This is a genomic window from uncultured Fibrobacter sp. (genome assembly GCF_946062555.1).
Taxonomy (GTDB): domain Bacteria; phylum Fibrobacterota; class Fibrobacteria; order Fibrobacterales; family Fibrobacteraceae; genus Fibrobacter.
Genome location: NZ_CAMGVQ010000032.1, coordinates 25,566 through 40,254, shown reverse-complemented (window position 1 = coordinate 40,254; position 14,689 = coordinate 25,566). Strand labels below are relative to the sequence as shown.

The 14,689-nt window shown below is 50.0% G+C and carries 14 protein-coding genes and 1 pseudogene; 9 read left to right on the top strand and 6 right to left on the bottom strand.

All coding sequences use genetic code 11. The features are described from left to right. The 4 genes and pseudogenes from Q0P86_RS10410 to Q0P86_RS10395 form a co-directional block, all read right to left on the bottom strand. Positions 1-476 (bottom strand): annotated as a pseudogene (locus Q0P86_RS10410) (hypothetical protein); the annotation flags it as partial. A gap of 196 nt (positions 477-672) precedes the next feature. Then, positions 673-1,947 carry a hypothetical protein gene (locus tag Q0P86_RS10405; protein ID WP_295039278.1) on the bottom strand — a complete coding sequence of 425 codons (1,275 nt, stop codon included), beginning with the start codon at positions 1,945-1,947 and terminating at the stop codon, positions 673-675. A 5-nt stretch (positions 1,948-1,952) separates the two neighbouring features. Then, the gene (locus Q0P86_RS10400; RefSeq protein WP_295039276.1) at positions 1,953-3,056 is read right to left on the bottom strand and encodes an ATP-binding protein; all 1,104 of its coding nucleotides are present in this window, start codon (positions 3,054-3,056) and stop codon (positions 1,953-1,955) included. Then, the gene (locus tag Q0P86_RS10395) at positions 3,046-3,225 is read right to left on the bottom strand and encodes a hypothetical protein (protein WP_295039274.1); all 180 of its coding nucleotides are present in this window, start codon (positions 3,223-3,225) and stop codon (positions 3,046-3,048) included. The genes Q0P86_RS10400 and Q0P86_RS10395 overlap by 11 nt, the downstream gene beginning before the upstream one ends. 341 nt (positions 3,226-3,566) lie before the next feature. Between Q0P86_RS10395 and Q0P86_RS10390 the strand changes: the two genes are divergently transcribed. Next, positions 3,567-4,031, top strand: coding sequence for a hypothetical protein (locus Q0P86_RS10390; RefSeq protein ID WP_295039272.1), 465 nt, complete (start codon positions 3,567-3,569; stop codon positions 4,029-4,031). Positions 4,032-4,359: 328 nt separating this feature from the next. On the opposite strand, the gene Q0P86_RS10385 is transcribed toward Q0P86_RS10390, so the two are convergent. Continuing rightward, the gene (locus Q0P86_RS10385) at positions 4,360-4,578 is read right to left on the bottom strand and encodes a hypothetical protein (protein WP_294112401.1); all 219 of its coding nucleotides are present in this window, start codon (positions 4,576-4,578) and stop codon (positions 4,360-4,362) included. A 15-nt stretch (positions 4,579-4,593) separates the two neighbouring features. Further along, positions 4,594-6,315 carry an ABC-ATPase domain-containing protein gene (locus tag Q0P86_RS10380; protein WP_295039270.1) on the bottom strand — a complete coding sequence of 574 codons (1,722 nt, stop codon included), beginning with the start codon at positions 6,313-6,315 and terminating at the stop codon, positions 4,594-4,596. A 224-nt stretch (positions 6,316-6,539) separates the two neighbouring features. Here Q0P86_RS10380 and Q0P86_RS10375 point away from each other — a divergent pair, with 224 nt between their 5' ends. From Q0P86_RS10375 to Q0P86_RS10340, 8 genes are all read left to right on the top strand, one after another. Next, positions 6,540-7,076, top strand: coding sequence for a PEGA domain-containing protein (locus tag Q0P86_RS10375; protein WP_291024461.1), 537 nt, complete (start codon positions 6,540-6,542; stop codon positions 7,074-7,076). 91 nt (positions 7,077-7,167) lie between these two features. Next, on the top strand, positions 7,168-8,565 hold the full coding sequence (locus tag Q0P86_RS10370) for a hypothetical protein (RefSeq protein WP_295039268.1): 1,398 nt from the start codon (positions 7,168-7,170) through the stop codon (positions 8,563-8,565). Positions 8,566-8,645: 80 nt separating this feature from the next. Continuing rightward, positions 8,646-9,500, top strand: a complete 855-nt coding sequence (locus Q0P86_RS10365) for a hypothetical protein (protein ID WP_295039266.1) — start codon at positions 8,646-8,648, stop codon at positions 9,498-9,500. Between the two features lie 20 nt (positions 9,501-9,520). After that, positions 9,521-10,243 (top strand): response regulator transcription factor, encoded by a 723-nt coding sequence (locus Q0P86_RS10360; protein ID WP_072979876.1) that lies wholly within the window; start codon positions 9,521-9,523, stop codon positions 10,241-10,243. 2 nt (positions 10,244-10,245) lie between these two features. Beyond that, positions 10,246-12,102 (top strand): HAMP domain-containing sensor histidine kinase, encoded by a 1,857-nt coding sequence (locus Q0P86_RS10355; protein WP_294112405.1) that lies wholly within the window; start codon positions 10,246-10,248, stop codon positions 12,100-12,102. Between the two features lie 84 nt (positions 12,103-12,186). Continuing rightward, entirely contained in the window at positions 12,187-13,524 is a 1,338-nt protein-coding gene (locus tag Q0P86_RS10350) for an ATP-dependent 6-phosphofructokinase (RefSeq protein ID WP_290992631.1), read from the top strand. Between the two features lie 67 nt (positions 13,525-13,591). Continuing rightward, complete coding sequence (locus Q0P86_RS10345) at positions 13,592-13,735, top strand: hypothetical protein (protein ID WP_175547439.1); 144 nt, start codon at positions 13,592-13,594, stop codon at positions 13,733-13,735. A gap of 13 nt (positions 13,736-13,748) precedes the next feature. Continuing rightward, the gene (locus tag Q0P86_RS10340; RefSeq protein ID WP_290992628.1) at positions 13,749-14,507 is read left to right on the top strand and encodes a hypothetical protein; all 759 of its coding nucleotides are present in this window, start codon (positions 13,749-13,751) and stop codon (positions 14,505-14,507) included. Positions 14,508-14,689 lie beyond the last annotated feature (182 nt).

Genomic DNA, 14,689 nt, shown 5'->3' with positions numbered 1-14,689 from the left:
CCATCCGCATACGACATACAAAACCCTGCACTTTCAGTGCAGGGTAGTTTATTCAGTGCAGCAATGATAGTTTCGGTGTTTTCCTTCTGCGCTCTCTGGAATCTTTCTGCTTCCGATTCTTTTCCTTCAAGTTCCTTGTTGCATTGAATGACGCACCACTTGAAGCGTTCTTCGTCGGTACCCCACTTATTTCGCCACAAGGTGAACAGGAAGAAGCCAATGATGCCGTAAATGGAGGACTTGAACAAAGCCCCCAGACCATCCAGCATACTGACCATTTCCTGAAGCATTTCCATAGGAGGGCGTTCAGAGTCCTTTAGAACATCCGCGGCATCGTTCAGGGCCACACCTACGCCAAGGAACGTACCCATAAGACCAACAACGAGAAGCATACTGGGAAGAACTTCGGCCAATTTTTCCGACGGCAATGCAACCGCATCACTCAATTCCTGAACAGAACCATGTTCAGCCTTCAAATCATCAGCCGTATTTGTCGGAGTATTATTCGTCCAACGAATTTCCCAGCAACATGGTTTGCCCTTACGCGATCTGGTACTGAACTTAACCCAAACTGCAGTTCCAACGCTTAGCAGGATAATGATTACCAAGAAAACGGTCTGAATACCGTCTGTGGGTTTTAAGTATGATAAATAGGGGAGAAGTCCATTCATATTAGCCTGCAATTACGACATCGACCTTCTTGATGACTGAATCCGTAACTTCTTTTGCACGCAATTTCGCTGCTTTACGGAAGATATTTGAGAAGTCCATAATCAGGCCTCTTTCATCCTCAGAGAGTTCTTCCCACTGCTTGCCGCGATTCATACATTCGATAATGACCATACCCACATCTTCAACGTTATCTTTGATGATATCAATGTCGTCATTAACGATTTCTGCGAGGGATTCATCACCTTCATACACGCGGAGCATACCCTCTGCAGCTTCGATATAATCCTGACGATGTCCGATTGCCTGTTTGAAGCCCTCGTGTGCGGCTTCCAGTTTGGGTTTCAGTTCGCGGAGCTTCTGAATCTCAGCCACATCCTCAGCTGTTGCGTCACCATTTCTTTCCAGTCGTTCACAACGATTCAGTGTAACCGTTGCTCTGTTGAGATCATTGAATGCATCAGCCATCTTTGCTCGATCCATTTCCAGGTCGGCAGACCACTGCTTGACCATTTCGTCGAATACAACGGCCATCATGGGCTTGCCAAACATTTTTTCAACAAGTGCTGCGAATCGGTCTGCTTCTGCTTCAGAAACATCCTTCTGATTTGTAATCCTGTCTGTAAACTCAAGGATAAACAAGTCGTCTGCAGTAACATCATCCATAGACTGGATTCCGTTCAGCTTATCCTTCATCTTTTCAAGGATGCGTGCATCGGCTCGAATGCGGAGATAACTTTCCAAATCAGAGACTGTATCTTCTTCAATGAGCTTTGTAATGGTGGAGTTGACGATAATGAACTTGTTGATGAACTCTGTCAGGCGAAGGGCACTTCTCTGTTCGTCATTTTCCATTTCAGCTTCGGCTTCTTCCATTTCTTCTTGTTCTTGACGGGCTTTTTGAATGTCCGCCCACTTGGTAAGAGCTTCACCTAGTGCTCTTGCCTTAGGAAGAACGCGTTCTGCGATTTCCCCAATCTTTTTGAGAATTGGAGACTTATCAAGGGCAAGCAATACCTTTGCGGCCTTGGACAAATAAGGACCAACTACGGGGATTGCATTTAGAGCAACACTTAATTTTGCAACCCAGGGCTTAACGACGGGCCAAACAGCCTTTACACCTTTAATAACTTTTTCACCGACACTAGCAACAGTGGTAAGAACCTTGCCAGCAAAGCCAGCCACCTTTGTCGCCACCTTGACAGCGCCTTTAACCGCGCCACCAACGAAGGAGGCCGCCTTACTTACACAACTTCCGATAAAGGAAAAAAATCCCATACTATTTACTCCTGATTGTTTGTTTCTTCACTATTAATTTTTACACCCAAAGCCCTGAGCGCTGCTCGACTAGATTCCCTGTCCTTGCTAACTTCGGTACCCACTTTTTGATGACCGCGAACATCTTCTACGGCGGCCTCTAGGTGCTCAAGTTTAAGAACGGAGCTCTCGTTGCCGTTTTCAACAATCGCCTTGGGCAGGGCTAAGCGCATGCAGTTTCTGATATCCCTGCCGGCTAGACCTAGAGAAATGTCCGCAAGTTTGCTCAAAATGCTCTCACGATCACCATCTAACGGAATCTGCGGAACAAGGAATTTGTTCCAGATCTTGCGCAGGCCTTCCTGATCGGGAAGATCGAATTGAATATGATGAGTAATTCGACTTACAAAAGCCTTGTCGTAATTTTTTTCGAAGTTGGTGGCAAAAATGACTATGCCTTCAAACTTTTCCAGTTCAATAAGCAAGGTGGAACGTAGCGAATTGACTTCGTTATCGATGCCTTGAGTCACATTAGACAGTCTTGCACCTAAAAGCGTATCCGCTTCGTCAAAGAACAAGACCGCATCCACCTTTTTTGCACACTCGAATGCGGCGCGAATATTCTTGGCAGTTTCACCCATATACTTGCTTTCTACATCGGACATTCCTAAGCTAATGAACTTTTTGCCTAGAGTTCCTGCCAATGCCTCGGCAGTCATGGTTTTGCCTGTCCCCGGCTTACCAAAAAAGTTCAAGACGGTTCCTGCACCACAGGGGTCTACTGCTTTGAACCCCCATTCGATGTAGATTTTATGGAAATTATTGATTTTTGCCAGGGCTTCGTCCACTTGAAGTTTGGATTTTTCCGGCAGGAACACATCATCAAGGGTGTATCGCGGCGCCTGGAGCATATATGGCAAGTTTTCTTCTTCGGTTTCCACTTCAGCATTTTCGCTTCTCATCTCTTTTTCCTTACAGAATGGGCATTCCATAGATGCTTTGGCTTCTTTGTAGTGTTGGATGTCCTCTAGAGAGTCCATTTTCTTGGGGTTGAATCCACCAGTAATTCCAACCCAGTTTTTTCCGCAGATATTGCAGTAGCGAGTGATTTTACATTGCCTAGATAACATGCATCCCTTTATAAAGCATCCAATTTGACATCATCAAACCCAGTTTATCCAACAGCACATCAAAAGCGTTTTTATCCGCCCACCATTTATAATACCCTCGTTTCTTTTCTATTTCCTTAATTGTTGCCTTTTCACGAAGGTACTTTGCTTCAATCTTTTTTCCGTTCATAAAGACCTCTCTTTTCTGCCAAAGGCAGTCTATGAGCTGCGGTCTTGTTTGATAAGCCGTTCAGATCCATACATTTTTTAGAAACAAAAAAAGGCATGGTATCGTTCGGCTTATACTACGAAGGCTCTGGTAAACCTGCAACTTTAAGCGCGACGGGAATTGACAGTTAAAAACTGAACAAAACCGCGGGCAAATGCCCAACGACCCACACCCGATCGGTGTGAGTGTTCGTCTTATTCCCAAGTTGCGGGCTTGCGCCCTAGAAAAATTTACCAGACTTTTCGTAGCAGGAACAAGAGTACTACTCTAATTCAATATGTCAATAAAAATATAGCTAATTGTTGCAAAAGACAGACATTCTTGATCAAGGATTCGCTCAAAAAACACTCCAATTTGGAAAAAAGAATGGTGAACAGCCTTCAAACTTGCGTTTTTGGGGACCGCATTCTAGGAGTGTTATCCTCATTTTTTGCACATTTATCTTTTTTAGTCACTCAAGCATTGAAAAAAAATGTAATTTATGGGAAAGAGGGTTGTATATGAGCTCTACAGCATTGAACGGTTTGTTGGAATACCTTTATGGGACGCTCAGCGCAGACAATATGTGCTGGGTTGCAGCTCATTTAATGGAGCGTGCAGACAGAATCAAAGGTGCCGAGCTTAGTCCATATACAATGGATGAAATCAACGACAGACTGGACAAAGCTGAACAAGACTTTGATGCCGGTTTAGGAAAAACGAGTGAAGAAGTTTTCAAGCGTTTGGACGAAAATTTTCACACGGAATTGCAGGCATCTGCTATATGAATGTAATTTGACATGCTCAAGCCGAAGAGGCTCTCGTTAACGCTGCTGTTTACATTCAAAATCATTTCGGAATAAGATTTAGAGAAAAGTTTGTCGGAAATGTTCGGCAAACGGAATATGCTCTGCGACTTAATCCCTATTTAGGAAAACTCGAACCTCTTTTGATGAATCGAGTAAGGGAATACCGCAGTATAGTTGTGGGAACTCTGAACAAGATAATTTACTATGTCGGCAGTGATGTAATTTACATCGCTGACTTTTGGGATGTAAGACGAGAACCCAAAGCTCTTGCGGAACAAACAAACTTGTTCAAGAAATAGCTAGTACTTTATTTGTTGCTGATGGCGTCTAGCTTGGCCTTTGCCTTGGCAATTTTTTCGGGGGAAACTCCTAAACTCGCAAACACGTCGATTGCATCTGCGTGGCCTTCGCTACGGGCTTTGGCTGCTTTTTCTTCGCCATTTTTCTCGGCTTCAGCGAGCTTTTGGCGGAATACGTCGCCGGCGCTTACGAATCCGTATTTTTGCCCAACACTTACGAATGCCATGTACAATTCCTTTGTTTATTTCCCTTCTCTTAGTCTAAAGGCGATGCAGGCGATGTCAACGGGGCGGGGGAGGCTCATCTCGCGACTCATGCCTTGGGGCAGGTTGCGGAAGCCGACGTTCTTGATGTTGTCACAGAGCTTTTGTGCGACTCCTGCGACGGATTGGGCTGCTGTGTTGCCGCTTGAATCCGCGTCGTTATTGCTAGCGGCGTTCTGCAGCAGGTTCAATAAGATGAATCCCGCGCCGAATCGTTGCTGCTTGTCGACGAGCGTGTTGAGCCTTGAGGTGTCGGATACGAGAAATCCGATTTGCAACAAAGTATCGCCGGAGAGCTTCACCTTGACCTGGCGCTCTACGGCGGAAGTCGGGCGGACTGATTTCTGTAGGGGCTGCATGTAGGTGACAAAAGAGCGCGGGTGCGTCACTTCGGCAGGTTCTGTGGATTCCGTCGGGGCTTCGCCCCTCCAGGATGACGTGGATGGTGCAGGTGAGAATTTCGCACATTCGGCCTTGTAATTTGCCATGACGATGATGTTGTCTGCAAGGTCGAGGTAATCGCCGCAGGCGCCCGCCACAAGAATAAAGCTGAAGCCTGCGGCGGCAAGTTCCTTGATGCGGTCCGTCAGCGGAATGAGCGGTTCGCGGTCGTCGCCCAGGAGCTTGCGCACGCGTACGTCGCGGATCAAAAAGTTCACAGCCGAGGAATCCTCGTCGATGAGAAATGTCTGTGAACCCGCTTCCATGGCTTCGAGGAGGTTGGCGGCTTCGCTCGTGGAACCCGATGCCGAAAGCGTGTTGAAGTTCTTGGTGCTTACACCGCTCGGCAGGTCACGCACGAACATCGAAAGGTCTGTCCCACGGACGCTGCGTCCGTCTTCGACTCCGATACGCAGTGCAGTCTCGTCGATGACGATCCCTTCTCGGCCGTCTCCTGGAATGTGTGGGTAGACGGAGCGCGTCAAAGCCTGCAACAAGGTGGATTTCCCGTGGAAGGCTCCGCCTGTAATTACGGAAATTCCCTTGGGAAGTCCCATGCCGCGAATTTCGTGACCGCATACATTCAAAGTCACCGCCATCTCTTCGGGTGCTACAAAAGGAATTGCCTTTTCAAGCGGCATTTCGCTCAGGCCGGAGGCTCGCGGAAGTACCGCTCCGTTGGGAACGAATGCGCAAAGTCCCTGTGCATCAAGCTGCGACAGGATTTCCTTGCGCTCGGCGAGTACGCGGTAATGTTCTTGCAAAGCGCCTTCGTCGGATTTGTCGTAATAAAGTCCGGCCGATACCAGGTCCGGCAAGACCATCGTCAGAATTTCGGCGGCGAGTTCCGCCTGGATTTTGCGGCCTTCGCCGGGGAGCTTTACCTGCAGGCACGCGCGGAGTTCTCCGTTGTCGATCCACAGCGAATTCCGCACCAGCATCTCGGGTCCAGCCACGTCGAAAATGACGGCCGCATCCTTGTCGGGGTATTTCTCCTGCACCAGGTGGGAAAGCTTGCGGTGCAGGAAGTCGCTCAACGCCAAGCGGCGTTCAAAAGAGCCGCCCCACTCGCCCGCGTAACCGAGCATCGAAAGATTCGCCTTGATTACGACTCTGGAAGCAGGCGCATACGGATCCCCCTGTACATGCAAAAATTCCAGGACGAAATCGCCAAAATCCCAAGGCTTGTCTGCAAGCGACTTGTAGAGACCGTAATTTTTTCCGTTTAAAGTGCGAATTTTCTGGTAAAGGGCTTTCATGTCGGTGAAAATAGTAATTACAACGGGGAATATCCCTAAAAAATGGATTACTTCCCTTCGTCATACTCAGGAGAGGCTTGCTGCGCTTCTCGCAATGGTGCCTAATTCCGAAATCAGAACTCCGAATTCTGAATTTTTCTTATAGGTATCCAAACTTTTGCACAAAAAAAAATTAAATTCATCAAAAACTTTATATTTTTAGAATAAACAAATAGGAGAAATCCATGAAGAAGCTGTATATCTTTGCGCTTATGGTCGCATTCCTCGTCACTTCCGCCGTCGCAGACGACGATCCACCTCCGCGCGGCAAGGCTGCTACCATCACCATTATCACCAACCCGCCTAACAGCGACGTGTTCCTCGGTGGCGAACCCCTCGGCAAGAGCCCCATCGAAAACATGAGCGTCAAGTCCGGCCGTCAGACCCTCGTGGTGATTGACCAGGGTTACGAACTCGTGAACCAGCGCGTGAACATTTGGCCGGGCAACGACAAGCGTAACATGTTTGACTTCGGTACCAAGATTCCGAAGGGCAACATCAAGGTGACGACGATTCCGGGCAAGTGCATCATCTACATTGACGGTGACAATGCCGACAAGACCGATGGCGCCGCTCTCACCATCAACAACCTCGATGCTGGCGACCACGTGGTCCGCGCCGAATGCTCCAACCGCAAGTCTGCCGAAGCTCTCGTGACCGTGAAGGGCGAAGAGACTGTCGAAGTGACTCTCGATGCATCGGGCAAGAAGAAGAAAAAGTAATTTTTCGCCTTCACGTTTTTGAGAGGTCCTCCGGTTCCGCCGGGGGCTTTTCTTTTAGTTATATTTCCACTATCGTCATCACGGAGTGCTCATGAAACATTTTATCCTGCTTGCCTTATCGGCTTTGTTGCTTTGTTCCTGCGCGAATAAGTCCTTGACTCGCTACGAGACGCTTGCCCCTGTTCTTGAAAAGGAGGGTTTCGAGGCGACCATCAAGAAAATCGAAGAAGAAAAGGAAGATATCTACGGAGACAACAGCGCATTTCTTTACCATTTCGACCAGGGGGCGCTTTACCACTACAATGGCAAGAACAAGGAAAGCATCAAGCATTTTGAGTTGGCGGAGCAGGTTTACGAAGACCTGTATACCAAGTCGGTGACCAACGAGACGGCGGCGATTCTGACAAATGACAATGTCCGTCCGTACAGGGCCCGCCCCTTCGAAATTTTGTTGATGTACCAGTACCAGATCCTGAATTACTTAGCCATCGGAGATCTGGACGGAGCCTTGGTCGAGGTGCGCCGTGCGCAGCTAGCCATGGAGCGCCTGTACCAGAAAGACAAGGATAAGGTGAACGATAGCGGCTGGTTGCGTTACTTGAGTGCAATTGTATACGAAATGTCTGGCGAACACGACGATGCCGCCATCTCCTATATGCAGGCGGCCAAGGCGTTCGAGGAAAGTGGCGGTCAGGTGCCGCGCGAAGTTTGGGAATTCATCACGGAAAGCCTAGTTCGGATGGACCGTGCCGACGAACTGAAAAAATTTAGGACCCCTCTCCCGCAGCAGACTCTGCAGGCAAGCGACGCACATGCCAAGGGACAGGAAATTATCGTTATCGGCTACGCGGGACATAGCCCTATTCTGGGTGAAATGTATTTGTCGGGAACTTTCGTGAGCGCGGGAGCCCTGAACCTGACCCACAAGGATGGAAAGACGGGGAAAATCAATACGTTTACCTTGATTGCGCCTCCGGTCGCTGGTGCGGGCAGCGGTACGTTCCATGTCGGCTTTTCCTTGCCGCAGAAGAAAACCTTGCCCCAGCGGGCGAGCCTCTTCAGCGTGAACCTGGATAGCAAGCTGCGTCTTTCTCCGGAAAAGGTCTCCGATATCGATGCTGAACTGGAACGGAATATGAAAGACGAAAATGCGACGACGATGGTTCGTACGGCGACCCGTGTCGTGATTCGTACCGTGGCGGCGCAGAAGGCGAAATCGGCCACCAATACCGGTGACGGCCTTCTGGATCTGGTAAAGAATATTGCCGTAGATGTGGGCCAGAGCCAGCTGGAACAAGCCGACTTGCGTGTAGGTCTCTTTATGCCTAATTCCATCTGCGTGACGCGCATTCCGGTGGATGTTGGTAAACATCAGGTTACAGTTTCGGCCCTGGGAGCTCATGGCCAGATTGTCGGGGATTACCGCCTGGACCAGGTTTCGGTCGCAAAAGGCCAGAAAAAAATTATAATCATCCCTGCGATCCAGTGATTTTAAGTATTTTATGAAAATAATAGTATCTTTTTTTGAAATTTTTATGTAATTTCAATGGCAAACGTTAAGGAATCCTTATGAACTTTAAAGCTTTAGTTGCCGCAGGCGCACTGCTTGCTACGCAATCCTTCGCTATCATAGGCATCGGTGGCCACTATGCCCCCGGCTTTGGCACCAAGATGACAGGAATGAAAGAGCCTGCTCCGGTTCTTAAAGACGAATTGGGCAAAGATGATGAATCGGTCAAGTTGCAGCATGGCGGTTTTGACGGCACGATGCAGGGCTTCGGTTTCAAGCTGTGGATTGACCTGCTCCCGATTATCGATATCGAAGCGACCATGAACTTCCAGATTGGCTCCTACGACGCAATGCTGTATGTGCAGCAGCCGGGTTCTACTCAATATACGGAAATTCCTCTTGAAATTGAACTGGGCGGCACTCCGTTTGCCAAGGCGACTCCTAAGTTCGTTGCCATGACCGGTGACCTTTCCATTACCTATCCGATTACATTCCTGCCGATTATCCGTCCTTACATCGGTGGCGGTCTTTCTTATCACCTGAACAGCTTCGTCCTGAACCAAAAGTTCGTGGCAAGTGTGTTGGACCAGAATATTAAGTCCGAAATTTTTAGCTTGGCTGAAAACATGGTCGTCGATCCGAACGATCCTAACTTCGAAAATTCGATGGCCGTCGCCAAGCAGAAAGCGGAAGACCTGGGCAAGTCTATGCAGAAGAAGATCCAGGACGCCGCCCTCGACGAAGGTCTCAAGAAGAGCCTCGGTGGCCATATCCTGGTGGGCGTCCGCGCCAAGCTGCCGATTATCCCGATTGCCGCGTACGGCAACTTCAAGTACTACATCGGTGGCGATTATCCGAGCGAAATCGATGCCGGAAACATGACTGTTGAATTGGGCGTAGGCCTCGCTATTTAATTACACTCCTAGGTAAATCAATGACTGAAAATACAAGCAGCACCAAAATCCTTATTATCGAAGATGAAATCGCCATTGCCGAAGGCCTCATCGACCTCTGCAATGTGAATGGTTATGTGGTCAAGCATTGCGCCGATGGCGAATCTGGCCTCGCCGAAGCCCTCACGGGTCAGTACAACCTGGTCCTGTTGGACCTGATGCTCCCGGGCATGGATGGCTTCACCGTTTGCGACAAGATCCGCGAGAAGGACCGTTCCCTGCCGATTATTATCTTGTCTGCAAAGAATGCAGATGACGATATCATCAACGGTCTTAAGTTCGGTGCCGACGACTACATTCCGAAGCCGTTCTCGGTTCCTATGCTGCTCGCTCGTATTGATGCTGTGCTCCGTCGCAGCCGTCAGACCATGGAGAACGAAGGTAAGCTTGTTGCCGGTAGCCTGCGCGTGAACTTCCGCGAATACACCGGTGTTCGTGGCACGGAAGAACTCGCCTTTACCCGTAAGGAAATCGAAATTCTTGAATACCTGTGGAACAACCGCGATCATGCCGTTCCTCGTTCCGAACTCCTGCGCAAGGTTTGGGGCTACGAAAACGCGGATTCCGTGGATACCCGTACGGTGGATATCCACATTACCAAGCTCCGCAAGAAGATCGAAGACGATCCGTCCCATCCGAAACTCTTGGTGACTTTCCGCGGTGAAGGCTACCAGATGCGTTCTGCTCCGGAATGCGACAAGTAAACTTGAAATCGGTTGTATCGTACATTAAAAAGCACCAGGCCGTCCTGAAAGAACGCCTGGTGTTTATTTCCATCTTCCTGGTCATAGCCATTCCGTTGACCATCCTTTTCTTCAAGACGTATGAACAGTCGACGGCCCTTGAAGAAAAAAAGATCGAGGAACGCATTGATGCCGCATACGAAAGCCTTCGTTTGCGTCTTTCTTCTGACTTCAACTTGGAAAACAGCCGTTCCTACAAGGATTACGGCATATTGAACTCCATTACGGTGATTGGCGGCAACAGCCGTCTTTTCTCGGAGTTCTTCTCTTACCCGGATTCAAGCGGCCCTTATTGCGATTTTGACTCGCTGTACAGGCAGTGCCGCAAGGGACTTGTAGGGCATTTTCAGATTTCGCACAGTGGCGAACTCCTGACGCCTTTCTACCCGGACACCAGCACGGGTATCGGCAAGTCGATGTGGGATAACTTCTCGTTCGACGACCAGGAACAGCGCAAGAAGACGCGCGACCTGATCCAGCACCTGCTTGATGTGTTGGATATTAAGAACGGGCTCCCCAAACGCACCGTCCAGACACTTGACTCCACCGAGGCGATTGACCAGCTGTACGACGAGATTCCCGATCTGCAGATTCCGACCCGCGTGGAACTGACTTCCGAAGAAGAAGCGCTGACCTATATGGCGGAAACGGCGAAGAACGACACGACTATTGCGCCCGACATTCCGATTTTTAACGGAAGCAATACCAACGTGAACATCACGGACTTGAAAATCCGGATGACTTCCGACTACATGGTGTTTTTCCGCACGATATACATTGGTATGTTGCCGATTGTGCAAGGTTTTGTGGTCGACAAGGGCATTTACCTGAATTACATGACGCAAGAGGAACAGTTGGCTTATGCCGAGCTTCCGTATGCCATTGAACTTGTTTACGAAGACAAGGTGCTGCTGACCATTGGTAAGTATAACGACTCCTACGAGGTGCGGACCAATAGGCAGCTGTCGCCCCCGTACGAGAGAATTTCGTTCAAGATGTATGCCGGCCCGACTGCCAATTCGGCAGGGCTCACGATTCTGTTCAGCGGCCTGATTCTTCTGGTAGTCGTTGCGGTGTGTCTGGTGACGATTTACCGGTTTACGCGCAGCAGGCTCGCGCTTGCAGCCAAGCGTCAGGATTTTGTGTCGGCCATTACGCACGAACTGAAGACTCCGCTGACGGCCATCAAGATGTATGCGGAACTGTTGCAGAATTCCTGGGTGGCAAACGAAGAAAAGAAACAACGCTATTACGGACAAATTGCGAGCGAGGCGGACCGCCTTTCGCGCCTGATACAGAATGTGTTGAACTTGTCGAAGCTTGACGGAAACCGCTGGAACGTGCAGCTCCGCAAGGAACGTCCCAAGGCGGTGCTGGACGACTTCGTGGCGACTTACAGCAAGAATATCGAGAAACAGGGTTTTGAACTGACGGTGTCGATTGATACGGATGCGAACAATGTCGCGATCCTGATTGACCGCGATGCCGTGATGCAGATCCTGATGAACCTGGTGGACAACTCCCTCAAGTTCTCGAAGAACGCGAGCTACAAGATGATTAGCATCGAACTCCGTGTGAGCGGGGGCGATATGTACCTTGCCGTGCGTGACTACGGTCCGGGAATCCCTCCTGCCGAAATGAAGAAGGTGTTCCAGGAGTTTTACCGAGTTGAGAACGAGATGACGCGTTCCACGAGCGGGACGGGTATTGGTCTTTCGATGGTGAAGAAACTGTGCGCTCTTACCAATATGAAGATTGAAATCGAAAATACGAATCCGGGGCTTCGAACGAAAATCCATTTCCCGCCGCTGGATATCTAAGCGTATTTCGCGCACTGGCGACCTTATTTTTAGTATTTTTAGAGTGCCTAGATGTATTGCTGAAGGCAAAACGAGGAAAAAACCATGACTCAAGAAGATATCTTGAATAATCCGGAAAAATACGATCTTTCTATCGAAACTGTCGGAACGGGAACGCTCAAGTCTCCCATGAAGGGCGTCCCTTTTGTGTCGGAGTCTGAACGCGTAAGCCTTACGGCGGACGTTGGCCGTATTCAGGATTTCTGCAAGCGTGGCATCGAAATTCCGTCGCTTGAGGCGGCCGGTCCTCGTGAAACGATTTTCCACGACCCCGCCTGGACGCGTGCTGGCATCGTGACCTGCGGCGGTCTTTGCCCGGGCCTTAACAACGTTATCAAGGGCCTTGTGCAGGTGCTGTGGTTCGACTACGGTGTAAGGAACATTTTCGGTATCCCGTACGGCTATCGCGGCTTGAATCCCGCTTACGGTTATTCTCCTATCATCCTGAATCCCGATGTGGTGGACGCCATCCAGGAAGACGGCGGTACCATTCTCGGAAGTTCCCGCGGCAACCAGGACGCGAAGGTCATGGTCGACACCCTGATGCGCCTGAACATCAACGTGCTGTTCTGCATCGGCGGTGACGGAACGCTCCGTGGAGCGCACGATATCGCGAAGGAAGTCCAGAAGAGAAAGCAGCCGATTTCTGTCATCGGCATCCCGAAGACGATCGACAACGACTTGAACCTGATTGACCGCACCTTCGGTTTCGAAACCGCCGTGCTTTCCGCTACCGATGTCATCACCAGCGCGCACAACGAAGCGAATGGCGCCTTCAATGGTCTTGGCCTCGTGAAGCTGATGGGCCGCGATTCCGGCTTTATCGCCGCTTACGCAGCTCTTGCGACGACGGTCGTGAACATCTGCCTTGTTCCCGAAGTGCCCTTTACGCTCGACGGACTTTTCAAGGCTCTCGAAAGTCGCTACAACGGCGGCAAGACGCACGCCGTGGTGGTCGTCGCTGAAGGCGCTGGTCAGGAACTATTCAAGGGGCAGCCCGAACGTAGGGATGCAAGCGGCAATATCCTGAAGAACGACATCGGCGAATTCCTGACAAGAAAGATCAAGGAACATTTCGACCAGGTCGGCAAGGAAATCAACATCAAGTACTTTGACCCGAGCTACATGGTGAGAAGCATTCCCGCTCAGGGCACCGACGCCATTTTCTGCTTCCAGCTCGCCGAAGCCGCCGTGCACGCAGGCATGGCCGGCAAGACGGACATGGTCGTGGGAAGCATGAACAACGCTTTCTCGCATGTGCCTATCGAATACGCCGTCAACGAACGCAAGAAAATCAACCCGAACGGAGCCTTGTGGCACGCCGTGCTCGGAATTACCCGTCAGCAGGATTACTTCTCCGGCAAGGGTAAGGGCAAGAAGTAGATTTTCTCCGGCTTGAAATAGGAGGGGAAGGTCTTTTGAAAAAATTGTTTTTTAGGAGGATTGTTTTATGTTGAAGCACGAAGACAAGGTATTGATTCGAACGGCCCTTATGGAGTATCGTTACCTGTTGTTCAAGACGTATCACGGTACCGAAGACGAAAAGGAACAGATTGCCCATGTGAATAAGGTGCTGCAGGGTTGGAAAGTGTAGATTTCGAGGAACGATGAAACGCTTTTTGTTTTTGTTTCTGCTTTTTGCCGTGTACTGTGTGGTGTATGCCAACGAAGACCTTCGTGTGGCGGATTCCTGCTATGCGGCTCGCGCAGAACGGGCCAAGGGCGACAAGGCGGATGCCAGGAACGCGAAGATCATGATAGAGCATTACCAGAAGGCGATGGGTGATTCGTCTGTCTGGGAGCGCGCTACCGAGGGCTATGTGAAGAGCCTGTTCTTCTCGTTCAGATTCGTTCATTTCGAAAAGAACCGTCGCAAGGCGAAGCTTGACAGTCTGAAGTCGATTAGCGAAACCGCCTACAAGCAGTTCCCCAAGAACAGGGAAATCGCGCATGTGTACGCAAGCGCCCTTTCGATGTGGGGAAATGAACGCGGGGCGCTTACTTCGGTGAAGGACGGGGTCGCAGCGAAGGTGCGTGACGTGGCAACAGCAGCCGAGGACTACCAGGTGCTGGGGCGTGCGCATTTCGTATTGCCTTATGTGCCGCTAATTCTTTCTTGGCCCGACAAGAAACTTGCTGACAAGTATCTGAACATGGCCCTGCAAAATGATCCGCGGGATCTTTACAACTATTTTTTCTTGGCGGAGTTGCGCTTTGACCAGAAGCGCTACGCCGATGCCCTTGACTTGATTGACCGAGGGCTTTCGCGGGGAATTCGCACCAATTACTTCCTTGAAGACAAGCGTGGCCGTTGGGAGCTTAAAGAACTCCAGAAGAAAATCAACGCTAAACTCGACAAGAAATAGAATGTTGCTGAAAGTAAAGCCAAAAGCACCGCTGAAGCGGTGCTTTTAAAATGAGTGCCTGGATCCTCCACAGCGTGCTTCGCCCGCCGTGGAGGATGACGGGGGTGGGCACGAGCGGTCTTACCGTGAGCCGTAAGCGACTCGTATTAACGAGTCGTGTCGGCGAGAGCGAGCGCTCTGGG